General features: G+C 62.9%; 23 protein-coding genes. 13 read left to right on the top strand and 10 right to left on the bottom strand.

Annotated elements, in window-relative coordinates; all coding sequences use genetic code 11:
• Nucleotides 1–46: 46 nt before the first annotated feature.
• Nucleotides 47–664 carry a PilZ domain-containing protein gene (locus AC07XM_RS00200; RefSeq protein ID WP_023047711.1) on the top strand — a complete coding sequence of 206 codons (618 nt, stop codon included), beginning with the start codon at nucleotides 47–49 and terminating at the stop codon, nucleotides 662–664.
• Here the strand turns inward: AC07XM_RS00200 and AC07XM_RS00195 are convergent.
• The gene (locus AC07XM_RS00195) at nucleotides 649–1,590 is read right to left on the bottom strand and encodes a MerR family transcriptional regulator (protein ID WP_102689695.1); all 942 of its coding nucleotides are present in this window, start codon (nucleotides 1,588–1,590) and stop codon (nucleotides 649–651) included. The genes AC07XM_RS00200 and AC07XM_RS00195 overlap by 16 nt on opposite strands.
• A gap of 218 nt (nucleotides 1,591–1,808) precedes the next feature.
• Between AC07XM_RS00195 and AC07XM_RS00190 the strand changes: the two genes are divergently transcribed.
• The 4 genes from AC07XM_RS00190 to AC07XM_RS00175 are packed head-to-tail and all read left to right on the top strand — an operon-like array spanning nucleotide 1,809 to nucleotide 3,780.
• Nucleotides 1,809–2,369 (top strand): putative antibiotic biosynthesis monooxygenase, encoded by a 561-nt coding sequence (locus AC07XM_RS00190; RefSeq protein WP_102689694.1) that lies wholly within the window; start codon nucleotides 1,809–1,811, stop codon nucleotides 2,367–2,369.
• Nucleotides 2,370–2,402: 33 nt separating this feature from the next.
• Nucleotides 2,403–3,140: a dihydromonapterin reductase gene (gene folM / locus AC07XM_RS00185; RefSeq protein WP_016489081.1), complete on the top strand. Its 738-nt coding sequence runs from the start codon at nucleotides 2,403–2,405 to the stop codon at nucleotides 3,138–3,140.
• 9 nt (nucleotides 3,141–3,149) lie between these two features.
• Nucleotides 3,150–3,446 (top strand): DUF1244 domain-containing protein, encoded by a 297-nt coding sequence (locus AC07XM_RS00180; protein WP_010955294.1) that lies wholly within the window; start codon nucleotides 3,150–3,152, stop codon nucleotides 3,444–3,446.
• Nucleotides 3,439–3,780, top strand: a complete 342-nt coding sequence (locus AC07XM_RS00175; RefSeq protein ID WP_016489082.1) for a HopJ type III effector protein — start codon at nucleotides 3,439–3,441, stop codon at nucleotides 3,778–3,780. The genes AC07XM_RS00180 and AC07XM_RS00175 overlap by 8 nt, the downstream gene beginning before the upstream one ends.
• Before the next feature lie 111 nt (nucleotides 3,781–3,891).
• On the opposite strand, the gene AC07XM_RS00170 is transcribed toward AC07XM_RS00175, so the two are convergent.
• From AC07XM_RS00170 to AC07XM_RS00160, 3 genes are all read right to left on the bottom strand, one after another.
• The gene (locus tag AC07XM_RS00170; RefSeq protein WP_102689693.1) at nucleotides 3,892–4,794 is read right to left on the bottom strand and encodes an alpha/beta hydrolase family protein; all 903 of its coding nucleotides are present in this window, start codon (nucleotides 4,792–4,794) and stop codon (nucleotides 3,892–3,894) included.
• Between the two features lie 161 nt (nucleotides 4,795–4,955).
• The gene (fabV, locus tag AC07XM_RS00165; RefSeq protein WP_016489084.1) at nucleotides 4,956–6,167 is read right to left on the bottom strand and encodes an enoyl-ACP reductase FabV; all 1,212 of its coding nucleotides are present in this window, start codon (nucleotides 6,165–6,167) and stop codon (nucleotides 4,956–4,958) included.
• Nucleotides 6,168–6,417: 250 nt separating this feature from the next.
• A complete protein-coding gene (locus AC07XM_RS00160) occupies nucleotides 6,418–7,272 on the bottom strand; it encodes a LysR substrate-binding domain-containing protein (RefSeq protein ID WP_016489085.1) in 855 nt (284 codons plus the stop codon).
• Between the two features lie 135 nt (nucleotides 7,273–7,407).
• Between AC07XM_RS00160 and AC07XM_RS00155 the strand changes: the two genes are divergently transcribed.
• The 4 genes from AC07XM_RS00155 to AC07XM_RS00140 are packed head-to-tail and all read left to right on the top strand — an operon-like array spanning nucleotide 7,408 to nucleotide 11,542.
• Nucleotides 7,408–8,448 (top strand): agmatine deiminase family protein, encoded by a 1,041-nt coding sequence (locus AC07XM_RS00155; RefSeq protein ID WP_095116116.1) that lies wholly within the window; start codon nucleotides 7,408–7,410, stop codon nucleotides 8,446–8,448.
• Nucleotides 8,445–9,341, top strand: a complete 897-nt coding sequence (aguB, locus tag AC07XM_RS00150) for an N-carbamoylputrescine amidase (protein WP_023047706.1) — start codon at nucleotides 8,445–8,447, stop codon at nucleotides 9,339–9,341. Before AC07XM_RS00155 ends, aguB begins: the two co-directional genes overlap by 4 nt.
• Nucleotides 9,342–9,343: 2 nt before the next feature.
• Nucleotides 9,344–10,429: an extracellular solute-binding protein gene (locus AC07XM_RS00145; protein ID WP_102689692.1), complete on the top strand. Its 1,086-nt coding sequence runs from the start codon at nucleotides 9,344–9,346 to the stop codon at nucleotides 10,427–10,429.
• Between the two features lie 3 nt (nucleotides 10,430–10,432).
• Nucleotides 10,433–11,542 carry an agmatine deiminase family protein gene (locus AC07XM_RS00140; RefSeq protein ID WP_102689691.1) on the top strand — a complete coding sequence of 370 codons (1,110 nt, stop codon included), beginning with the start codon at nucleotides 10,433–10,435 and terminating at the stop codon, nucleotides 11,540–11,542.
• 124 nt (nucleotides 11,543–11,666) lie between these two features.
• Here the strand turns inward: AC07XM_RS00140 and AC07XM_RS00135 are convergent, their stop codons facing one another.
• Nucleotides 11,667–12,200 carry a cytochrome b/b6 domain-containing protein gene (locus tag AC07XM_RS00135; protein ID WP_016489090.1) on the bottom strand — a complete coding sequence of 178 codons (534 nt, stop codon included), beginning with the start codon at nucleotides 12,198–12,200 and terminating at the stop codon, nucleotides 11,667–11,669.
• A complete protein-coding gene (locus tag AC07XM_RS00130; RefSeq protein WP_016489091.1) occupies nucleotides 12,197–12,463 on the bottom strand; it encodes a PepSY domain-containing protein in 267 nt (88 codons plus the stop codon). Before AC07XM_RS00130 ends, AC07XM_RS00135 begins: the two co-directional genes overlap by 4 nt.
• Before the next feature lie 175 nt (nucleotides 12,464–12,638).
• Here AC07XM_RS00130 and AC07XM_RS00125 point away from each other — a divergent pair, with 175 nt between their 5' ends.
• Nucleotides 12,639–13,817, top strand: a complete 1,179-nt coding sequence (locus AC07XM_RS00125) for an acetyl-CoA C-acetyltransferase (protein WP_024718026.1) — start codon at nucleotides 12,639–12,641, stop codon at nucleotides 13,815–13,817.
• 168 nt (nucleotides 13,818–13,985) lie between these two features.
• On the opposite strand, the gene AC07XM_RS00120 is transcribed toward AC07XM_RS00125, so the two are convergent.
• Nucleotides 13,986–14,786, bottom strand: a complete 801-nt coding sequence (locus AC07XM_RS00120; protein ID WP_102689690.1) for a 5-methyltetrahydropteroyltriglutamate--homocysteine methyltransferase — start codon at nucleotides 14,784–14,786, stop codon at nucleotides 13,986–13,988.
• 208 nt (nucleotides 14,787–14,994) lie between these two features.
• On the opposite strand from AC07XM_RS00120, the gene AC07XM_RS00115 reads away from it, so the two are divergent.
• Nucleotides 14,995–16,482: a methylenetetrahydrofolate reductase C-terminal domain-containing protein gene (locus tag AC07XM_RS00115; protein WP_023047382.1), complete on the top strand. Its 1,488-nt coding sequence runs from the start codon at nucleotides 14,995–14,997 to the stop codon at nucleotides 16,480–16,482.
• Here AC07XM_RS00115 and yjiA read toward each other — a convergent pair.
• The 3 genes from yjiA to AC07XM_RS00100 form a co-directional block, all read right to left on the bottom strand.
• Nucleotides 16,442–17,419 carry a GTPase gene (gene yjiA, locus AC07XM_RS00110; protein ID WP_024718027.1) on the bottom strand — a complete coding sequence of 326 codons (978 nt, stop codon included), beginning with the start codon at nucleotides 17,417–17,419 and terminating at the stop codon, nucleotides 16,442–16,444. The two genes, AC07XM_RS00115 and yjiA, sit on opposite strands and share 41 nt — an antisense overlap.
• A gap of 144 nt (nucleotides 17,420–17,563) precedes the next feature.
• Entirely contained in the window at nucleotides 17,564–17,761 is a 198-nt protein-coding gene (locus tag AC07XM_RS00105; RefSeq protein ID WP_003251633.1) for a YbdD/YjiX family protein, read from the bottom strand.
• A gap of 17 nt (nucleotides 17,762–17,778) precedes the next feature.
• Complete coding sequence (locus tag AC07XM_RS00100) at nucleotides 17,779–19,845, bottom strand: carbon starvation CstA family protein (RefSeq protein WP_016489096.1); 2,067 nt, start codon at nucleotides 19,843–19,845, stop codon at nucleotides 17,779–17,781.
• Between the two features lie 177 nt (nucleotides 19,846–20,022).
• On the opposite strand from AC07XM_RS00100, the gene AC07XM_RS00095 reads away from it, so the two are divergent.
• Together AC07XM_RS00095 and AC07XM_RS00090 are read left to right on the top strand one after the other, a co-directional pair.
• Nucleotides 20,023–20,388: a PilZ domain-containing protein gene (locus tag AC07XM_RS00095; RefSeq protein WP_023047384.1), complete on the top strand. Its 366-nt coding sequence runs from the start codon at nucleotides 20,023–20,025 to the stop codon at nucleotides 20,386–20,388.
• Nucleotides 20,389–20,651: 263 nt separating this feature from the next.
• Nucleotides 20,652–22,169, top strand: coding sequence for a nucleobase:cation symporter-2 family protein (locus AC07XM_RS00090; RefSeq protein WP_016489098.1), 1,518 nt, complete (start codon nucleotides 20,652–20,654; stop codon nucleotides 22,167–22,169).
• Nucleotides 22,170–22,293: the final 124 nt, after the last annotated feature.

Genomic DNA, 22,293 nt, shown 5'->3' with positions numbered 1-22,293 from the left:
CGCACGGTCAATACCGTTGAAGAAATCGCCACCACCGAGTTCGATCATGCAAGCAGACGCGCTCCTGACCCAGGACGAGCTGGATTTCATCCAGAGCATGCAGCATTCGCCACAGTTGAACCTGGCCGACTCGATGTCGAGCCTGCTGGTCAATGGCGACCGTCGCATCCAGAGCTTGCTGACCCGCCTGGTGGCCAACGAACAAGTGACTTTGCAGGCCCAGTTCAACAACCAGCAGATCAGCTTCCCACTGCAGTTGGTGGAAGACGAGTTCCACGCCTTGCATCTGCAAGTGGGTTCACCGGAAATCTACGAAGACGGCCCCATGCTGCGCGCGTGGCGGCTGCCGATGGATACGCCCAGCCCGTTGCTCGACAGCCATGAGCAGCAAAGCGGCCTGTGGGTCCGCGACATTTCGTTCAAAGGTGTACTGGTTGAGATCCGCGGCTTGCCAACAGCGCCCACCCGTTTCGAGTTGAACTTCGCACCGGGCGACATCAGCCCGATCGAACTGCATGGTGTGCTGGGCCGGCGCATCGGCCCGGACCTGGCAGCCTACGACCTGGGCCAGAGCCCGGCAGAAGAGATCGACCGCCTGCGCGACTACATCCTCCAGGCCCATCGCCGGGCGCACCCCGAACTGCACACTCAAGTATCGAGCTGACCGGCCAGAAACTGCCGCAAGCGCTGGCGCATCACACTACCTTGACCTTGCGCCCCCAGACAGGCGATCTGGCTGCCTGCCAAGTGGTCCTGTGCCACTTCTGCAGCTTCGCCGGCCAGTAACAACGGGCATTCCAGTACCGCAGCCATGCGCACCAGTCGGCGGGTGAGTTCAGCCGTGGGTGGGTGGTGGGAAAACAGCACCAGGGCATCGGGTTCCAGGCGTTCGCAGACCAGCGCCAGCTCCTGCAGCGGCTGCCCGCTTGCCAAGGGCGTCACGCCAATCTCGTCGCTGCCCAGGCTCAGGCCGGTCACCAGTAATTCCAGTTCGTGGCATTGCCCTGGCAACGCTGCCAGCAGCACTGTGCGGCCACGCGGCACATGGGCGAGCTGCAAACGGGCAAATACCCGGCCACGCAAGAACTGGTCAAGGAACAGCCACTCGCTGGCCTGCCCATAGACGCCCTGCCCGGCCGCCAGGTCGTGCCAAACCGGCATGAACACCTCAGCGAACACTTGGTCCAGGGTGTTGGCAGCAAACACCTCGTCGAACAGCCGGTCCAGGCCGGCCATGTCAAACCGCTGCACGGCCTGACGCGCCTGGTGCTGCCAGCGCAACCAGGCGTCCGTCGCCCCGCTGACCTGCGCGGCAAGGGCATGGCCGCGAGCGAGGATGCTGCCCACTTTGCTCACCGCTACGCCGCGCTCAAGCCAGCCGAGGATACGGCGGATATCATCGATGTCCGCTTGGGAATAAAGACGGTGGCCACTGTCGGTGCGGGTTGGCTGAATCAGCCCGTAGCGGCGCTCCCAGGCACGCAGGGTCACGGCGTTGACACCCGTCAGTCGGGAAACTTCGCGGATCGGAAACAGCTCCTGCTGCTCAAGAGCCACTTCGATCAGCGGATCACGTCCATGTTCGTTCATCTGCACGGCGTACCCTGAGTGCGGAAGTTGAGCGCTCATTCTACTACGCCGACACCGATCGCAGGGTGCAACCGTTTGCCGGCTGACATTTGCCGAAGATCACACAGGCGCGATAATCCGCGCCCGATTCTTGCATGCACACCTGCGTTGCCCACCACCCCGGGCCACGTAGCCAAAGGGGCCAGCTACCCGCCAGCCCCGTTGCCAGGAGATACACGATGTCTACCCCACCCGTCACCTTGATGGTGTCGCGCCGCGCCGCCCATGGCCGCTACCAGGACCTGCTGGCCTGGCTGCATGAAGGCGAGCAGCTGGCCACCGACTTCCCCGGCTACCTCGGTTCCGGCATCCTCGCCCCGCCCGCCGATGGCGACGAATTCCAGATCATCTTCCGCTTCAGCGACGAACCCACCCTGCATGCCTGGGAGCATTCCGCCTCGCGCCGGGCCTGGTTGCAGCGCGGCAACGGGCTGTTCGAGCGCCCCAAAGAGGCGCGCGTCAGTGGTATCGACGACTGGTTTGGCACCAATACGGTGCAAAAACCACCGCGCTGGAAGCAGACCGTGGCCATCTGGCTGGCATTTTTCCCGGTCTCGCTGGCGTTCAATCTGCTGTTCGGCCCCTGGCTGGCGACGCTGGGCATGCTGCCCCGGGTAATGCTCAGTACCTTGGCCCTGACGCCGCTGATGGTGTACCTGTTCATCCCCCTGTCCACCCGCCTGCTGGCCAGTTGGCTGCATGCCTCCCCGGCCACCACTGGCGCCTTGCGCAGCCGCTGAACCCAGGCCATACAACAAGGAAACAGTTCGGGTATGCTGGGCGGCAACCAAAGGACAGACAAGTTGACCGCCCCGAACATGAACAGCCCCATTCTCGTTACCGGAGCCAGCCAGCGCGTCGGGCTGGCCCTGGCCCTTGAACTGGCACAGGCCGGCCATACGGTGGTCAGTGCCAGCCGCAGCGTCCATCCACAGACGGCCCACCCGAACATCGTGCACTTTCAGGCCGACCTGTGCCTGGCAGCCGATCGCCAGGCCCTGATCGATCACCTGCATACCCATTACGACGGCCTGCGCGCCATCATCCACAACGCCTCGCTGTGGCTCGATGACGGGCTCGACAACCTCGAGACCATGTTCCGCCTGCACGTCGAAGCGCCCTACCACCTCAATCTGGCCCTGGGCGACCTGCTGGCCAAGGTGGACAAAGCCGACATCATCCATATCTGCGACGAAACCTCTTCGCGCGGCAGCAAAAGCCACATCGGCTACGCTGCCACCAAGGCTGCGCTGCAGAACATGGTGCTGTCGTTCGCTGAAAAATATGCGCCCAAGGTGCATGTGAACGGTATCCTGCCCGGGCTGCTGATCCTCAAGGAAGGGGGCGACGAAGCCTACCGCCAGCAAACCCTGAAAAAGGCCCTGCTGGAGTTCGAACCCGGCGCCGGCCCACTGATCGAGACAGTCAAGTACCTGCTCGCCAGCCAGTACAGCACTGGCAGCCAGGTGGTCATCAACGGTGGCCGCCACTTGAAGAACCGCATGATCTGAGAGAAGCCCATGACCCCACAGCAACAGCTCGAACTCGAAGCCGCCGCGTTCCGGCGCCTGGTCGAACACCTGCAAAAGCGCACCGATGTACAGAACATCGACCTGATGAACCTGTCCGGTTTCTGCCGCAACTGCCTGTCCAAGTGGTACAAGGCCGCAGCTGACGAGCGCCAGCTCGACCTGAGCCTGGATGACGCCCGTGAAGCGGTGTACGGCATGCCCTACGCCGAGTGGAAAGCCCAATACCAGAAAGAAGCCAGCGCCGAACAACAAGCGGCGTTCGAAAAAGGAAAACCTCGTGACTGATCTGAACACCCTGCGCGCCAGCCTGGCCAGCGGCCACCATGTATTTGCCGATACCTTGGCGTTCATTGCCGACAATTACAGCTATCAGCCGCAGGCCTTCAACAACGGCGGCGTGGAGAACGCAGCCGGGCAAAACGAAGGCTCGTGCAAGACACTGGGCCTGGCGTTGCTGGAAGGGCTGAGCGACCAGGAAGCGCTGCTGGCCTTTGGCGAGCACTACCGTGATGTGCTGGCCACGCCTGAGGGCAGCGACCATGGCAATATCCGTGCGCTGATCGAGCATGGTTTGGCCGGTGTGAAATTTGCCGGGCAGCCGCTGTCGCGCAAGCCGTGAGACAAGCGGGGCTCTGTGGGAGCGGGCTTGTCCCGCGAACACCGGCAAAGCCGGTGCCAGGCACCGCGTGGCTCCATTCGCGGGACAAGCCCGCTCCTACAGAATGCACCCTCAATCCATGAGGGTGCCAGGCCCACCTTCATCCAGCGCTCCCTGCATCAACCACTGCAAGGCCACCGGCCACAGGCTCTCGCGAAACCGGTCATGGAAAAACGCGAAATGGCCAATTTCCTCGACCGAAATATCCACAGGCGCGATACGCAGGTGCCGGGCCCCCTGTAGATAACTCAGCAACCGCTCGGTCGCCGCCACAGTGCCAAACGGGTCATCGGTCAAGCTGATGGCCAGCGTCGCTGCCTGGACGTGGGCAAACGGTACCCTCTCAAGCCGGCGCCCACTTGGCCGGTGCTCATAGCGTGGCGTACGGGTGGTCCAGTCATCCACCACCCCCGCCGGGGTGTCTTCCATCCAGCCCAGGCGCTTGCCAGGGAAGTAGCCCAAAGCGCGGGTTAGCAAAGGCATCACCACATGCCATTTGCCGAACAGCCGCCAGCGTTGATCAGCCGCGTAATCGCGCCAGTAGGCAAACTGTGCGCCTACCATCACTACCCTGCGTATCTGGCCGGCCGACGGTGCCAGGCCTACTGCACAACCGCCAAAACTGTGCCCCACCACGTCTATTGGCTGGCCGGGGAAACGCTCGACCGCATGCGCCAACATCGCTTCGAAATCCAGACGGCCCCAGTCGCTCCACGATGCCTGGAAGCCACGCAACGAAGCCGGGCGGGATTCACCGATGCCACGGTAGTCGTAGGTCAGCACATCGCAGCCCTGGGCAAACAGGTAGTCGGCAAAGCGGGAGTAATAGCGGCAGCGTACCGAAGTGGCCGCGTTGATGATCACCAGCGGGCGCTGGGGGTCAGGCTGGGCGTGACGCCAGCAGAAGCCGCAGAGGCTGTAGCCATCGGCTGTGGCCTGGCGAAAAGGGGTGGCGGGTTGGGTGAGGCTACTCATGGCGCATTCCCTGTTGTTGTGCGCCAAAACTAGCAAAAAATCTTGAACCTGTGCTGGCCTTATCGCCGGCAAGCCGGCTCCCACAGAATTCCACAGGCCATGAGGCTTGTGGTCTAGCTGCGGGAGCTGGCTTGCCGGCGATAGGGCCAGCCCGGTTCGGCTTACAGCTCGATGCAGTCGAACTTCACATCGGTGGCCACGTCGTCGTCATAGTTGACGTCAGCACGCTCGAAGCCGAACAGGTTGAGGAACTGCTTCTTGTAACCGGCATAGTCGGTCAGGTCGAACAGGTTCTCGGTGGTGACCTTTGGCCACAGGGCCTTGCACTCGTCCTGTACGTCGTCGCGCAGCTCCCAGTCGTCCAGGCGCAGACGGCCCTTCTCGTCGACTTCGGCCGGCGCACCATCGGCGCGATACAGACGGTCGCGGTACATACGGTCCAGTTGGTCCTGGGTGCCTTCGTGAACGCCTTTCTCCTGCATGATCTTGAAGACCATCGACAGGTACAGCGGCATCACCGGAATGGCAGAGCTGGCCTGGGTGACCACCGATTTCAGCACGGCCACGTTAGCGCCGCCTTTCACTTCGCTGGCCAATTTCTCGTTCAGGCGCAAGGCAGTTTCGTCCAGGTCCTGCTTGGCCTGGCCCAGCGCACCGTGCCAGTAAATTGGCCAGGTAATGTCGCTGCCGATGTAGCTGAAGGCCACGGTGCGAGCGCCTTCGGCCAATACGTCGGCGCCTGCCAGGGCGTCGATCCACAGCTGCCAGTCCTGGCCGCCCATGACGGTGACGGTGTCGGCAATTTCCTGCTCGGTGGCCGGCTCGATGCTGGCCTCGATGATGGTGTCCTTGTTGGTGTCGATGGCGGTCGACTTGTAAGGCTCGCCGATCGGCTTCAGTGCCGAGCGGATGACTTCACCGGTCTGCGGCAGTTTGCGCACAGGCGAGGCCAGCGAGTAGATGACCAGGTCGACCTTGCCACCCATCTCGTTCTTGATCAGCTCGATGACTTTGGCACGGGCCTCGTCGGAGAAGGCGTCACCGTTGATCGACTTGCTGTACAGGCCCTCGGCCTTGGCAAACTTGTCGAAGGCAGCGGAGTTGTACCAGCCAGCAGTGCCGGCCTTGGTTTCGGTGCCTGGTTTTTCGAAGAACACGCCCAAGGTGTCGGCCTTGAAACCGAACGCTGCGGTGATACGTGCGGCCAGGCCGTAGCCACTGGAAGCACCGATGACCAGGACCTTTTTCGGGCCATCCTCGCGCACGCCCAGCTTGCGGGTGGCTTCGATCTGGTCACGGACGTTGAGCTCGCAGCCCTTCGGGTGAGTCGTGGTGCAGATAAAACCGCGAACCTTAGGATGAATGATGGCCAATGTCTGTACCTCGTCAGGTTTATGCCGGGGAAGCGCCGCGTGGGGCGATTCCGATTGATCAGAGGGTGAGACTACCCCCGCAGGTTATCCGACACATATTACGGGGTGATCAAAAGGATGCAAAACCTGGGTTTACCTGTACCGGCCCTATCGTCGGCAAGCCAGCTCCCACAAGGACTGCGCAAACCTTCCGCCCTGTGGGGTACCTGTGGGGGCTGGCTTGGCGGCGATAGGGCCAGTAATGCCAACATCACTCTGAGGCCAAAGCACCTTTCAACCACTCCAGAAACTGCCGGGCCAGCGGATCTTCCTGACTGTCCCGATGCACCAGGCAAGCCCACGCCGGCCCCCGTACCCGCTGCGCCGACAACGCCTGCAGACGCCCCTCCTCCATCGCCCGCTGTGCCAGCAACTGGCTGACCAGGGCCACCCCCAGCCCCTCGCTCGCCGCATCCAGCAACAGCCCGGGATCGGAAAAATTCAGCCCCTTGCCCTGCTGCCCCACATCCTCGCCACCCTCCAGCTGCCAATGGCTCCAGTCCATCTCCCGCTCGCCATGCAAGGTAGTGCGCACAACCGAAGCGGCCATTGAAGGATGGCAGGCCGGGTACAGTTGATCCTGATGCAGCACGCTGAAGCTGCACTCGGCCTGGGCACTGAGGTCATCGCGGATGGCCAGGTCGATGGTCTCGGTGGCCATGTCCGGCACCTCGAAGCTGGTGAACAACCACAAGTCGACCTGCGGGCAACGCCGGTGAAAGTCAGCCAGCCGCGGCAACAGCCAATGCCTGGCAAATGCCGGGCTGGTGTTGACCACCAACTGGTCAGGCTTGCGGTACTGGTCAAGCCGACGAATGCCCACGGCCAGGTGCTGCAACAGCGATTGGGTGGTGCTGAGCAGGTCATGCCCGGCATCGGTCAGGCTCACGCTACGCCCGCTGCGGTGGAACAGCGGCTGCTCCAGGTAGGTTTCCAGGCTGCGGATCTGCTGGCTGATGGCCGACTGCGTGAGGTTCAGCGCCTCGGCAGCCTTATGGAAACTGCCCAGCCGCGCCGCAGCCTCGAAACCGCGCAGGGCATTAAGAGGTGGCCAGTGTTTAAGCATGATTGATAAGCCCTGCTAATCAGATGTGCGCTAAATCTATCGTTTGTCGCCCGCCAGGCCTAGCCATAGCATGAATACCAACACCCGCGACGGCGGGCTTCGTTGATAAAAATCCTTCATAGATCGGAGTTCACTATGCACCTGTTCCTCGACAGTGGCTGGCGCATGCCCGCCGAATGGGCACGTCACGCGGCAACCTGGATGATCTGGCCACACAATCAGGACTTGTGGGAAAGCGCCTGGAACGTGCGCCTGGCCGATGTACAGCAGGACTACGCTCGGGTCGCAGCGGCCATCGCTCGTTTCGAGCCGGTGAAGATGGTGGTCGACCCGTCTGCCGTGGCCAGCGCCCGCGCGCTCTGCGGTGCCAACATCGAGCTGATCGAACTGGCAGTGGACGACAGCTGGTGCCGTGACAGCGGCCCGAGTTTCGTCTGCCACCCGCAGCATGGCCTGGCCGGCCTGAGCTGGCGCTTCAATGCCTGGGGCGACAAGTCGCAGCATGGTCTGGACCGCAGCCTGGGCCGGCGCATCCTCGACCAGCTAGGCCTCGACGGTTTCAGCACCTCGCTATGCAACGAAGGTGGCGCGGTGCATGTCGATGGTGAAGGCACGCTGATCACCACAGAATCGGTGCTGCTTAACCCCAACCGCAACCCTGGTGTGAGCAAGGCCGAGTTCGAAGCCTGCTTTGCCCGCCATCTGGGCATCAGCAAGACCGTCTGGCTGCCGGGTGACCCGCAATACGTCACCGGCGACATGACCGACGGCCACATCGACGGCGTGTGTGCCTTCGCCCGGCCAGGCGTATTGCTGGTCGACGCCACGCATGATCAAGGCTCGTTGTACGCCGAAGTTGTGCGGGAAAACCGCCGTGCCCTGGAACTGGCCACGGACGCCCGGGGCCGACACTTCGAACTGCTGGACCTGTACGAAGCCACCGCCGCGGTCGACCATAACGCCGAAGTGTTCTGTGCGTCCTACACCAACTTCTACATCGCCAACGGCGCAATCATCATGCCGGCCTATGGCATCGCCGCCGACAAGGAGGCCGCTGCACAGCTGGCCCACGCTTTCCCGGGCCGGCAGATCGTACCCGTGCGTATCGACCACATAGCCCACGGCGGTGGCGGCATCCACTGCATTACCCAGCAGCAGCCGGAGGTACAGCCATGAGCCTGCTACGGGTGGCCACCACTCAGATGCCGTGCAGCTGGAACCTGCCCGATAACCTCGACCGCGCCGAACAGCTTGTGCGCCAAGCCGCTGCCAAAGGCGCCCAGGTGATCCTGCTGCAGGAGCTGTTCGCTACCCCGTACTTCTGCATCGAACAGGACCACCAGCACCAGGCCCTCGCCCAGCCCTACCCCGGCAGCCCGATGCTGCAGCGCTTCGCTGCGCTGGCCGGCGAGCTGGGCGTGGTGCTGCCGCTGAGCTGGTACGAGCGCGCCGGCAATGCCTTCTTCAACTCGCTGACCGTGGCCGATGCCGACGGCCGCCTGCTCGGGGTGTACCGCAAAACCCACATCCCCAACGCTATCGGCTACCAGGAGAAGGAGTACTTCAGCCCTGGCGACACCGGCTTCAAGGTCTGGGATACCGCCTTTGGCCGCCTGGGCATTGGTATCTGCTGGGATCAGTGGTTCCCCGAAACCGCTCGCTGCCTGGCACTGATGGGCGCCGAAGTGCTGTTGTTCCCCACCGCCATCGGCTCCGAGCCCGGCTGCGCCGAACTGGACTCACGCGACCATTGGCAGGTGGCCATGCGCGGCCACGCCGCCGCCAACCTGTTGCCGGTGGTGGCGGCCAATCGCGTAGGCGATGAAGTCGCCGCCAGCGACGCTTCGTTGAGCATGCGCTTCTATGGTTCGTCGTTCATCTGCGACCACAAGGGCGCCATGCTCGCCGAGGCCGACCGTGACAACGGCGGCATCTGGCTGCACGACCTGGACCTGGCACGCATGCGCGATGACCGCCTGAGCTGGGGCATCTACCGCGACCGTCGCCCGGAAATGTACGCCCCACTGCTGACTCTGGACGGCAAGCATCCACATACCCTGAGGGCCTGAGCATGAAACACCACCTTCTAGCCGCATTGGCGCTGGCCATTTGCGCCAGCCAGGCCCAGGCCGAACAGGCCGTTTTGCGCCTGTACAACTGGGCCGACTATTTTGCCGAGGACACCCTGAAGCAGTTCACGGCCGAAACCGGCATCCAGGTCATCTACGACGTCATGGACGGCAGTGAAGTACTCGAAGCCAAGCTGATGTCCGGGCGCAGTGGCTACGACCTGGTGTTCCCCGGTGACACCGTTGCCGAACGGCTGATGCGCGCCGGCAGCCTGCAGCCACTGGACCACAGCCGCCTTGAGGCACTGGACGACATCGAGCCTGGCCTGCGCCAGCTGCATGCCCGGTACCCCAGGGCCAGCCAGGCGACCGTCCCCTACACCTGGGGCACCATCGGCCTGACGGTGAATGCCGAGAAAGTCCGCCAGCGCATGCCCGATGCGCCGCTGGACAACCTCGACCTGCTGTTCAAGCCGGAGCTGGCGGCCAAGTTCGCCGACTGCGGTATCTCGGTCATCGACTCGCCCGACGAAGTGTTGGCTGTGGTCCTCAACTACCTGGGGCGCGAGCCACGCAGCGCCAAGCGTGAAGACTTGGCCGCCGCCAGCGAGCTGCTCAAGGCCATACGCCCGTATGTGCGCAAGTTCCAGTCGCAGCCGGTGACCGAACTGGTCAACGAAAACCTGTGCGTGTCCCTGGGCTATAGCGGCGACGTGATCCAGGCCCAGCGCACGGCCGAGGCCGCAGGCAAGCACCTGGACTTCCAGTACCGCGTGCCCCGCCAAGGCACCACGGTGTGGATGGACACCATGGCCATCCCGGCCGACGCCAGGCACCCGGAATACGCCTATCGTTTCATCAACTTCGTCATGCGCCCGGCGAACATGGCTGCCATCAGCAACTTCACCGGTTACCCCACAGCCAGCGCCAAGGCGCGCCAGGCGGTGGACCCACGCATGCGCGACAACCCCGATATCTACCTCGACGAAGCAACCTATGCCCGACTAATACCGGGCCGCGATATTCCACAGGCTGACATGCGGGCACGCATGCGCGTGTGGACACGCTTCAAGACTGCACAGGACTGAGCCATGCCAAGCCGTAGAACCTTCCTGCAACTGTCACTGGCGGCCGGCCTCGGCACCGGCCTTGGCTTGCCCCTGGGCCTGACTCGCGCCGACGAGCCCGGGCGCTGGCTCATGCCTGACGAGGGCGAACCGCAGCAGCGCGCCTTCATCGCCTTCGGCGCCCAGGATGTCATCTGGGAAGACTTCACCGCCGATGTGCAAGCTGCCCTGGGCCGCATAGCCCAAGCCATCGCGCGTTATCAGCCGGTCACCGTGTTCTGCCGGGCAAGCGAACGAAAGCTGGCCGAGCAGCACTGCGCCAGCCCGCGCACAAGCTTTGTCGAGTGCGAACTGGACGACATCTGGATGCGCGACATCGGCGCCAACTTCGTCCTCAATGACGACGGCGCGCTGGGCGCGGTGGATTTCAACTTCAACGGCTGGGGCAACAAGCAGCGCCACCGCAACGATGCACAGCTGGCCAAGCGGATCGCCACACTCGCCGGCGCGCGCTATCAGCGCAGCGAGTTGGTCGGTGAAGGAGGTGCCATCGAAGTGGATGGCCATGGCACCGGCATCATGACCGAAAGCAGCTGGGTCAATGCCAACCGCAACAAGGGCTGGAGCAAGGCCGAGGTCGAGGCCGAGCTCAAGGAGCGCTTGGGGTTGAGCAAGGTTATCTGGCTGCCGGGCATCGCCGGTGAGGACATCACTGACGGGCATGTGGATTTCTATGCCCGCTTCGTGCGGCCGGGGGTGGTGATTGCCAACCTGGACAACGACGCGGAATCGTATGACCACGGCGTGACGCGCAAGCATCTTGAGATTCTCAAGCGCGCCACCGATGCAGAAGGCCGGACGTTGCAGATTCATGTCGTGTCACCGCCACAGCGCGGGCGGCGTAACAGGTTCAGCAAGGGCAATGAAGACTTTGCGGCCGGATACGTCAATTACTTCCTGATCAATGGCGCGATCATCGCGCCGCAGTTTGGTGATGCGCAGGCGGATGAAGAGGCTCGGGCGTTGCTGGCGGCGTTGTACCCGGGGCGCGATATCGTGCAGCTGGATATTGATGCCATTGCCGCCGGGGGTGGCGGGATTCACTGTGTGACCCATCAGTGTCCGGCTGTTTGAGTTGTGTTGCCTGACCTGGCCTCTTCGCGGCTAAAGCCGCTCCCACAAGGGCCCCGCCGCTCTAAAGGTCTGTGTAATACCTGTGGGAGCGGCTTTAGCCGCGAAGAGGCCGGCACAGTTAAATTCAATCCCGGCGCCGTCGACGCCCGGTGATCATAGACAACGGCAGGTTCTCGCGCAGGCGCACACTCTCGTAGATCGCCGCCAGCACATGCACACACACCAACGCCAACACCGCATCGGCCAACCAGCTGTGCAGGTCGGTCGGCCAATCGGCGCCCCACAGCGCGTCCACCTCCTGGGACGCCCAGCCGGTCAGGACCAGCCCTGCGATACCGGTGAGCATCAACAGCATCACCAGGGCGCCAATTGGCGAATGCCCCAGGCGATGACAAGGCTCGCCGCGCAGCAGCGCACGGGCATGCACTGCCAGGCGCGCCGGGGTTGGCCAGAAATCGGCCCAGCGCGCACTGGGTGGCCCGACAAAGCCCCAGACCACGCGCACCACGACACAGGCCAGTGCGTAGTAACCCAGCCACTGGTGCCAGTCGTCACCTTCTTCGTTGAAAAAATAGTCGGCGAAGAACACACCGGCGATGGAGAGATGGCACAGCCGCAGGAGCGGGTCCCACAGCTGCACCGTGCCGTCGCTGTTCAATCGTGGTACTCGGACTTGACCGCCTTGCCGCTCACCGGGTCATGGTAGATCTCGACCTTGCGGCCATCCTTGTCGAGACCATAGATCTCGTAGCAGTTGCCCTTGGTAACCTTGAACTTGTTGATCTTGTAACCCTGCTCCTTGAGCTGGGCCTGGAACTTTTCCTGGTCTTGCCAGGTGCTTTTGTCTGCGGTGGTGCATTGGGTGGCGGCGAATGCTGTGCTGCTGCCGATCAGTAGCATCAAGGCGATGAGGGTGCGCATGGGTATGGGCTCCATTCAGTTGAGTGAAAACAGCACGGAATTCAGCTTAGTTGGATAGCCCGCCGAGCGCCCATTGATTTGTTTTTCACATCAATCCGAAAGAAAAACAAACTTAACAAATGAGCCAAAGCCACCGATGCTTGGGCATTACGCCCATCGCACGGAGAACAACAACATGAATGACGTGGTCATCGTCGCCGCTACCCGCACCGCCATCGGCAGCTTTCAGGGCGCCCTGGCCACGGTACCTGCGGTCGACCTCGGTGCCGCCGTGATCAAGCGCCTGCTGGAGCAGACCGGGCTGGACCCGGCGCAGGTGGACGAAGTGATCCTCGGCCAGGTGCTCACCGCCGGCGCCGGCCAGAACCCAGCGCGCCAGGCCGCGATCAAGGCCGGCTTGCCCTACAGCGTACCGGCACTGACCCTGAACAAGGTCTGCGGCTCGGGCCTCAAGGCACTGCACCTGGCCGCACAGGCCATCCGCTGCGGTGATGCCGATGTTGTGATTGCCGGTGGCCAGGAAAACATGAGCCTTGCCCCCTATGTGATGCCTTCAGCCCGCACTGGCCAGCGTATGGGCCATGGCCAGCTGATCGACAGCATGATCACCGATGGCCTGTGGGATGCCTTCAACGACTACCACATGGGCATCACCGCCGAGAACCTTGTGGACAAGTACGGCCTGAGCCGTGAACAGCAGGACGCCTTTGCCGCCGAGTCGCAGCGCAAGGCCGTGGCGGCCATCGAGGCCGGGCGCTTCAACGATGAAATCACCCCGATCGTGTTGCCGCAGAAAAAAGGTGAGCCCAAGGTGTTCGCCCAGGACGAACAGCCACGCCCGGACACCACCGCAGACTCCTTGGCCAAACTGCGCCCTGCGTTCAAGAAAGATGGCAGCGTTACCGCGGGCAACGCCTCCAGCCTGAACGACGGCGCCGCCGCCGTGCTGCTGATGAGTGCCGCCAAGGCCAAAGCCCTGGGCCTGCCGGTGCTGGCGAAGATCGCCGCCTATGCCAGTGCAGGGGTAGACCCGGCAATCATGGGTATCGGCCCGGTTTCAGCGACTCAGCGTTGCCTGGACAAGGCCGGTTGGCAACTGGCCGAACTGGACCTGATCGAAGCCAACGAAGCCTTTGCCGCACAGGCGCTGGCAGTGGGCAAGGTGCTGGAATGGGATGCTGCGCGGGTCAACGTGAATGGCGGGGCGATTGCCCTGGGCCACCCGATTGGCGCTTCCGGGTGCCGGGTGCTGGTGACCTTGCTGCACGAGATGATCAAGCGGGACGCCAAGAAAGGCCTGGCGACCTTGTGCATCGGGGGTGGGCAAGGCGTGGCGCTGGCGATCGAGCGCTGATCAGCAGGCCCGGCCTATTCGCGGGTAAACCCGCTCCCACAGGGACCGCACAAGTTTCAAGGTTTATGCTGTACCTGTGGGGCCAGGGACCACATGAATTTTCAAGGCTTGCACTGTACCTGTGGGAGCGGGTTCACCCGCGAAGAGGCCGGCACAGGCAGCCGATGATCAAGCCGCAGCGCGGTTCTGTTCCAGTGCAGCAGCCAGCACCGCGACTTCCTGGCACTTCTGCACAGCCAGGTCCAGCGGGCAGTGCAGCAGCGCACAAGATGGCGCCAGCCACAGCCGCTCTCCCAGGCGCTCATGGGCATCGTACAGCAGGTCCAGGGTCTGTCCCAGGTTGCAAGGCGCGGGGTTGACGCCGTCAACCAGGCCCAGCGAAAGCACTTTGTAGGCCGGCAGGCGGTCGAGGATGGTCACGTACTGGTCGGGTGCCTGCATCAGGTCGATGTGCAGGCCATCGACCGGCAGGTTGGCGGCCAGGCCGAGGTTGCCGCCAAGGCCACCCGAGTAGGTGGCAATCAGCTTCTTCAAGGGCGCGCGCTGAAGGATGTTATAGACGCGCTCGAAAGCGTTTTTCCAGTCTTGAGGCAGATCTTCGGCGAGAATCGGCTCATCGATCTGTACCCACTCGACGCCCAGCGCAGCCAGGCGGTTGAGATACTGGTCATAGAGCGGCAGCAGGGTCTCGAGGCGCTCCAGCTTGTCGGTCCCGTCGTTGTATTCGCCCTGCCACAAATAGGTCAATGGGCCGATTACCACTGGCTTGACCGCGTGGCCCAAGGCCTTGGCTTGCGCCACTTCGTCGAAGAGTTGCGCCCAGCCAAGGTCGAACGGTTGGTCAAGCCAGGCAAAGTCGCCAACGGGCAGCAGTTCGATGCCGGCGTCTTTCTGCACCTGCCAGTGGCGGGCACGCAGCTCGCGGTTGCCACCGATGCGTGGAAAGCCCAGGTTGTGTGCCAGTGCCATGTCTTGTCCCTTCAGCATGCATAAATGAATGAGGGGATTGTCCGGTTGACAATGGTTTGAGACAAACTCATTAAATTTGAGATGAACCCAAGATTTTTTCATGATCATGCTGATGTCTCATTCAGAGCACCACCCTGCGCATCCGGACATGACCCCGCCCGCCTTGTGCCGCACAATGCCACCCTGACCACACCAGGTGCCCGGCCACATGAGCCTGCTGAAAACCGCGCTGCGCGAACAGAACTTCGTCTGCGTCATGGAGTTCGTCCCCAAGCCTTCCACAGAACGCTTCGCCGCCATGGAAGCGATCATGGCCCGTGCGCACCTGTGCGGCTGGCCGATGACCGTGGCCATCGGCGATCGCGTCGGCAGCCCGCTGGACATGTCGCCGCTGGACGCCCTCGCCGCTTTCAGCAACCCGGTACCTGCCTTGCCGCACTTTTCCGGCAAGGACCGCGAGCGCCACCACCTGCTCGCCCAACTGCAGCGTATGGACGCCGCGGGCCTCGACCAGCTGTTGCTGCTGACCGGCGACCGCCTGCCCGGCCACGAGCCCGGCCAGCGCCCCGTACGCTACCTGGAATCGGTCGCCGCCCTGCAGCTCGCCCGCCAGGCTTGCCCGCACTGGCTGCTGGGCGCTGCCCTGAACCCGTTCAAGTACTGTGAGGAAGAAGGCGGCGCCCAGTATTTCAAGGCCGAGAAAAAGCTGGCAGCGGGGGCCGACTTCCTCACGCTGCAACTGGGCTTCGACGCCGCCAAGCATCAGGAAGCCATGCACTGGATGCGCCGCCAGCCCACGCCCCTGCCCATGCTGGCCTGCCTCATGAGCCTTACCCACGGGCGTGCGGCCATGCTCGACCACGTGGCCGGCGTCACTGTCACCCCGTCCATGCGTGACATGCTCGAAGCGGAGACCGCGCAGTCCAAGGTGTTTGCCCAGGCGCGCAGTGTTGACCGCCTGGCCTTGCAGATCATCGGTGTAAAGCTGATGGGTTACGCCGGTGTGCACCTGTCAGGGGTTCACGAACTCAAACAGCTGCTGGCTCTGGAAGCCCGTATCGAGCACTGGCAAACCCAGGTCCACACGCTGGAGCAGTGGGCGCCCGCCTGGCAGGCCAGTTGGCAGATGCCCGGGCTGCCGGCGGTGATCTTCCATCCGCCGCAAGCGGCCTGGCGGCAGGGCGAATCGCGGGTCGATGCCTCCTTCAAAGAGAAAGCACGCTATCACCTGATGCACGGCATGCATTCGCTGCTGTTCAGCCGCCGCAATGGCTTGAGCAAGGCATTTGGCTGGGCGGTTCGCCGGCCGCTGTGGGCTACGCGCGTTGGTGCTCAGGTGTTGCACAAAGTGGAACGTGCGGTGAAACGGCCATGGGTGGGTTGCGATACGTGCGGCCGCTGCCGTCTGGAAGACACGCTGTACGTCTGCCCGGAAACCTGCCCCAAGGGCTTGGCCAACGGCCCTTGCGGCGGTACCGCACTGAACCGCTGCGAGTTCGGCGACCGCGAGTGCATCCACAGCGTCAAGTACCGCACCGCCAAGGCAGTGCGGCAGACCGCTGTGCTGACCGAGCGCCTGATCCCATGCATCGAGGTTGAAACCCGCCACCGCAGCTCGTGGCCGCAGTGGTTCCAGGCCGCAACGCCGCGGCGGGTCAGCCCGCAGCCAGCGCCTCGAAGCCAGCCCGAATCATAGCCTCGGGCAGTTCATCGGCGATGAACACCATCACGCTCTCACGGGGTTCACCCTCGGCCCACTGGGCGTCCCAGTCAAAGCCGTAGAGCTTGAGCACGCCCTGGAAGACCAGCTTGCGGTCTTCACCGGCGATGTTCAGCACGCCCTTGTAGCGCAGCAGCTGTTTGCCATGAGTTTCCAGCAACTCGTTCATGAAACCGCTGAGGCGGTCGATATCCAGCGCGGTTTCCGTGCGCAGCACCAGCGTCGAGATCCTGTCCGGCGTGGCGGGCTTGAGCACCGGGCGAAGCGCCGGTTTCAGGTTTGCGCCCAGGTCAGGGTTGAGGTTGAAACCACGCACATCCAGTAGCTCAGCCAGGTCGATGCGGCCGTGTTCGACGACACCGATGGCGGCCCGGCCATTGATGCGCGCCAGGCGCTCGCGCAGAGCCTGCACCGCAGCCGGTTCAGCCAGGTCGGTCTTGCTCAGCAGCAGGCGATCGGCAAAGCCGACCTGGGCCTGGGCGATGGTCTGGGTCAGGTGCAGTTCGGCATGAACCGCATCGACCAGGGTGATGATGCCGTCAAGGATATAGCGCTCACGCAGCTCCTCGTCGATGAAAAAGGTTTGCGCCACCGGCGCCGGGTCGGCCAGGCCGGTGCATTCGATGACCAGGCGCTCGAAGGCGATCTCGCCTGCGTCCAGGCGTTCGAGCAGCAGGTACAAGGCGCGCGTGAGGTCGCCGTGGATGCTGCAGCACACGCAGCCATTGGCCAGGGTCATCACCTGCACCGGCTCGTCGCCCAGCAGCTGGCTGTCGATGCCGGCCTCGCTGAATTCGTTTTCGATCACGGCAATCTTCAGGCCGTGCTCGGCCTTGAGCATGTGCTTGAGCAAGGTGGTCTTGCCAGCACCAAGGAAACCTGTGAGTACGGTTACGGGAATAGGCGTCTGCACGCAGAACATCTCCTGTGCGGAAAAAACAGTGGCCTCATCGCCGGCAAGCCAGCTCCCACAGGTACTGCACAGACTTGTGGCCTATGGAGTACCTGTGGGAGCTGGCGTGCCGGCGATGAGGCCGGACAGGTCAACGCTTAGGGTTCAACAGCATTTGGGCCCGGACTTGCCGCCGTAACGGGCTTCCTGGCGTTCGCGGAAGAACGCCTCGTAGCTCATCACCGGCTTGTCCGGATGCGTCTTCTGCATGTGTTCGACATAGTTGTCGTAGTCGGGCATACCGACCATCAGGCGGGCTGCCTGCCCCAGGTATTTTCCCAGTCGACCCAAGTCGTTGAACATGATTGCAGTCCTCTCGATTACGCGTCAGGCAGGGCCTGGAACGGGGTTTCCTTGTCGCTGCGCTCCTTGCGGCCCCAGGCGGCGTAGCCGACCTTGATGGCGAAGAACAGGATGCTGAAGACCACCAGCAGGAATAGAATCGTCAGGCCCGCGTTGGTGTAGGCGTTGAAGATCACGTGCTGCATCTGCCCGATGTCCTTGGCCGGGGCCAGTACCTGGCCGGCGTCCAGTGCAGTGCTGTACTTCTTGGCCAGGGCCAGGAAGCCAACGGCCGGGTTCGGGTCGAACAGCTTGATCAGGCCTGCGGCAGTGGTGCAGATCAGCAGCCACACGGCCGGCACCAAGGTGACCCAGATGTAACGCTGACGCTTCATCTTGATCAGCACCACAGTACCGAGCATCAAGGCGATACCGGCCAGCATCTGGTTGGAGATGCCAAACAGCGGCCACAAGGTGTTGATGCCACCCAGCGGGTCGATCACGCCCTGGTACAGCAGATAACCCCACATTGCCACGCAACCCGCGGTGGCAAGCAGGTTGGCCCCCCACGACTCGGTGCGTTTGAGCGCCGGCACGAAGCTGCCAAGCAGGTCCTGCAGCATGAAGCGCCCGGCACGGGTACCGGCGTCCACCGCCGTGAGGATGAACAGCGCCTCGAACAGGATCGCAAAGTGGTACCAGAACGCCATGGTGTTCTCACCTGGCAACACCTGGTGCAGGATCTGCGCGATACCGACCGCCAGGGTTGGCGCACCGCCGGCACGGGCCAGGATGGTGTGCTCGCCGATGTCACGGGCGACGGCTTCGAGCTGCTCGGGGGTGATCAGGAAGCCCCAGCTGCTGACCGTCTGCGCCACCGAGGCAACGTCTGCGCCCACCACGGCGGCCGGGCTGTTCATGGCGAAGTACACGCCCGGCTCGATCACAGACGCGGCGACCATGGCCATGATGGCAACGAACGATTCCATCAGCATGCCGCCGTAACCGATGTAGCGGGCGTTGGTTTCGTTGTCCAGCAGCTTGGGCGTGGTCCCCGAAGAGATCAGCGCGTGGAAGCCGGACACCGCACCACAGGCAATGGTGATGAACAGGAACGGGAACAGGGTGCCCTTCCATACCGGGCCAGTGCCGTCGGTGAACTGGGTCAGCGCGGGCATTTTCAGCTCGGGCGCGATGATCAGGATACCGATGGCCAGACCAACGATGGTGCCGATCTTGAGGAAGGTCGACAGGTAGTCACGCGGCGCCAGCACCAGCCACACCGGTAGCACTGCGGCGACGAAGCCGTAGCCCACCAGCATCCAGGTAATCTGCACGCCGGTGAAGGTGAACGCCGGGCCCCAGACCGGATCCGCAGCAATTACGCCGCCCAGCCAGATCGAGGCCAGCAGCAGTACCACGCCAACGACCGAGATCTCGCCAATGCGGCCCGGACGGATATAGCGCATGTAGATGCCCATGAACATCGCGATCGGGATGGTCGCCATGACGGTGAACATGCCCCACGGGCTCTCGGCCAGGGCCTTGACCACGATCAGCGCCAGCACCGCGAGGATGATGATCATGATCAGGAAGCAGCCGAACAGGGCGATGGTGCCCGGAATGCGGCCCATCTCCTCGCGCACCATGTCGCCCAGCGAACGGCCGTTGCGGCGGGTGGACAGGAACAGGACCATGAAGTCCTGCACCGCACCGGCCAGCACCACGCCGGCGATCAGCCACAGCGTGCCGGGCAGGTAGCCCATTTGCGCGGCGAGCACCGGGCCGACCAAGGGGCCTGCGCCGGCGATGGCAGCGAAGTGGTGACCGAAAAGAATGTGTTTGTTGGTCGGGACGTAGTCCAGGCCGTCGTTGTTGAGCACCGCAGGGGTAGCACGGCGCGGGTCCAGTTGCATCACCTTGGTAGCGATGAACAGGCTGTAGTAACGGTAGGCAACCAGGTAGATGGCCACTGCCGCGACCACGATCCACAAGGCGTTGATTGCCTCACCGCGACGCAGGGCGACCACACCCAGCGCGCAGGCCCCTATGACTGCCAGCGCCAGCCACGGAATGTGGCGTAGCAGGCTATTATTGTTGTTCATGGTTAGCTTCCAGCTGGTGGATTGGAAAGACCGCCCACCGAGTCTAGGGCGAGTCATCGCGCATTGCCACACTTGCTTTGGTCTAGAGCCTCTGCGGCCAGATTGCGGTACCTGATGCACGTAGCATTTTAACTATAGTCAGGATGTCACTTTAGGACCTACCCGAGGATCCATGCCATGAGCGATCACGACGAACGCCGCCGTTTCCTGCGTATCCCGTTCGACGCCCCGACCAGGCTGTGCCAGGGCGAACGTTGCTGGGAGGTGAAACTGCTCGACCTGTCCCTCAAAGGCCTGCTGGTCGAAAGCCCGCAACCCTGGGATCCCGACCTGAGCCAGGACTTCGAAGCCTACATTGTGCTCAACGACGAAGTGACCGAGGTGCAGATGCAGGTCGAACTGCGCCACGAAGAACCGAACCGACTGGGCTTCATCTGCTTGTACATCGACATTGATTCGATGAGCCATTTGCACCGTCTTGTGGAATTGAACGGGGCTGACAGCACCAGAATGATGCGTGAGCTGCGCGAACTCATCGAATAATGAAATCTTTTAGCTAGCTAATAGCCTTCCCGCGTTGTGTTTCCTGTCTACCCAGACAGCTTTAAGGCTGGGTAGCTGCACTTTGTACACACCCCTCTAATACAGCATTTGATGAGTTGGTACGCCTTCTGCATTGGGTTTTCGCACATCCGGAGGCCGCCGATGTGCGCGCTCCGATCAAAATATTGTATACAATTCTAGTGGCAATCATTTGCAGGAACTGTCTACAGTAGCGACACAAAAATAAACAGAGAGCCTGCTCCATGACTACGTCCCCTAGCACGTCTCCCGCCAAGCGCCCCGAGGACGAAAACCTCGGCCTTGGTGCCAACCTGGCCTACGGTCTGCAACATGTGCTGACCATGTACGGAGGGATTGTCGCGGTACCCCTGATCCTGGGGCAGGCCGCAGGCCTCAACGGCGCCGAGATCGGCATGCTGATTGCCGCCTCGCTGTTTGCCGGTGGCCTGGCCACCCTGCTGCAAACCCTCGGCCTGCCGTTCTTCGGCTGCCAGTTGCCGCTGGTGCAGGGCGTGTCGTTTGCCGGTGTGGCGACCATGGGTGCCATCCTCAGCAGCGAGGGCGGCGGTGGCCTGCCCGGTGTGCTCGGCGCAGTCATGGCAGCATCGCTGATCGGCTTTCTGATCACCCCGGTGTTCTCGCGCATCACCAAGTTCTTCCCGCCGCTGGTGACCGGCATCGTCATCACCACCATCGGCCTGACGCTGATGCCGGTCGCCGCTCGTTGGGTGATGGGCGGCAACAGCGCTTCGCCGGAATTTGGCAGCGTGGCCAACATCGGCCTGGCGGGGCTGACCTTTGCCATCGTGCTGCTGCTGAGCAAGCTGGGCAGCGCGACCATCTCGCGCCTGTCGATCCTGCTGGCCATGGTGTTCGGCACCCTCATCGCCTGGGCGCTGGGCATGACCGACTTCAGCAAGGTCGCCGAAGGCCCGATGTTCGCCTTCCCCACGCCGTTCCACTTCGGTATGCCGGAATTCCACATCGCCGCGATCCTGTCGATGTGCATCGTGATCATGGTAACCCTGGTGGAAACCTCGGCCGACATCCTCGCCGTGGGTGAGATCATCGAGACCAAGGTCGACTCCAAACGCCTGGGCAACGGCCTGCGCGCCGACATGGCATCGAGCATCCTGGCGCCGATCTTCGGCTCGTTTACCCAGAGCGCGTTCGCCCAGAACGTTGGCCTGGTGGCCGTGACCGGGGTCAAGAGCCGTTACGTGGTGGCCACGGGTGGCGTGATTCTGGTGGTACTCGGCCTTCTGCCGGTCATGGGCCGGGTGATTGCGGCAGTACCGACCCCGGTACTGGGCGGCGCGGGCATCGTGCTGTTCGGCACCGTGGCGGCCAGCGGTATCCGCACCCTGTCCAAGGTCAGCTACAAGAACAACGTCAACCTGATCATCGTCGCGGCTTCGCTGGGCTTCGGCATGATCCCGATCGCCGCACCAACCTTCTACCACCACTTCCCGAACTGGTTCGAGACCATCTTCCACTCGGGCATCAGCTCGGCGGCAATCATGGCCATCCTGCTGAACCTGATATTCAACCACTTCACCACCGGCAACTCGGAAAACCAGTCCGTGTTCGCTGCAGCTTACGAACGCACCATCCAGTACTCCGACATTTCCGCGCTGCGTGATGGCGACTACTTCAAGGATGGCAAGCTGTTCGATGCCGAAGGCAACGAAGTGCCGATGCTGGAGCTGGACGAGCACGGCAACCAGACGGTCAGGCGCGAGGCAGTTGCCGAGCATTGACCGCTGACTGAGCGGTGAGAGGGGGGCCGCGCGCATCGTCGGCCCCTTTTTCGTTTGACTGTACTGGCCCTATCGCCGGCAAGCCAGCTCCCACAGGTACTGCACAGGACCTGGAAACTGTGGT

This window comes from Pseudomonas sp. GW460-LB5, from assembly GCF_059423245.1.
Note: the sequence above shows the minus strand (reverse complement) of the source record. Positions and strands in the feature narration are given on the sequence as shown.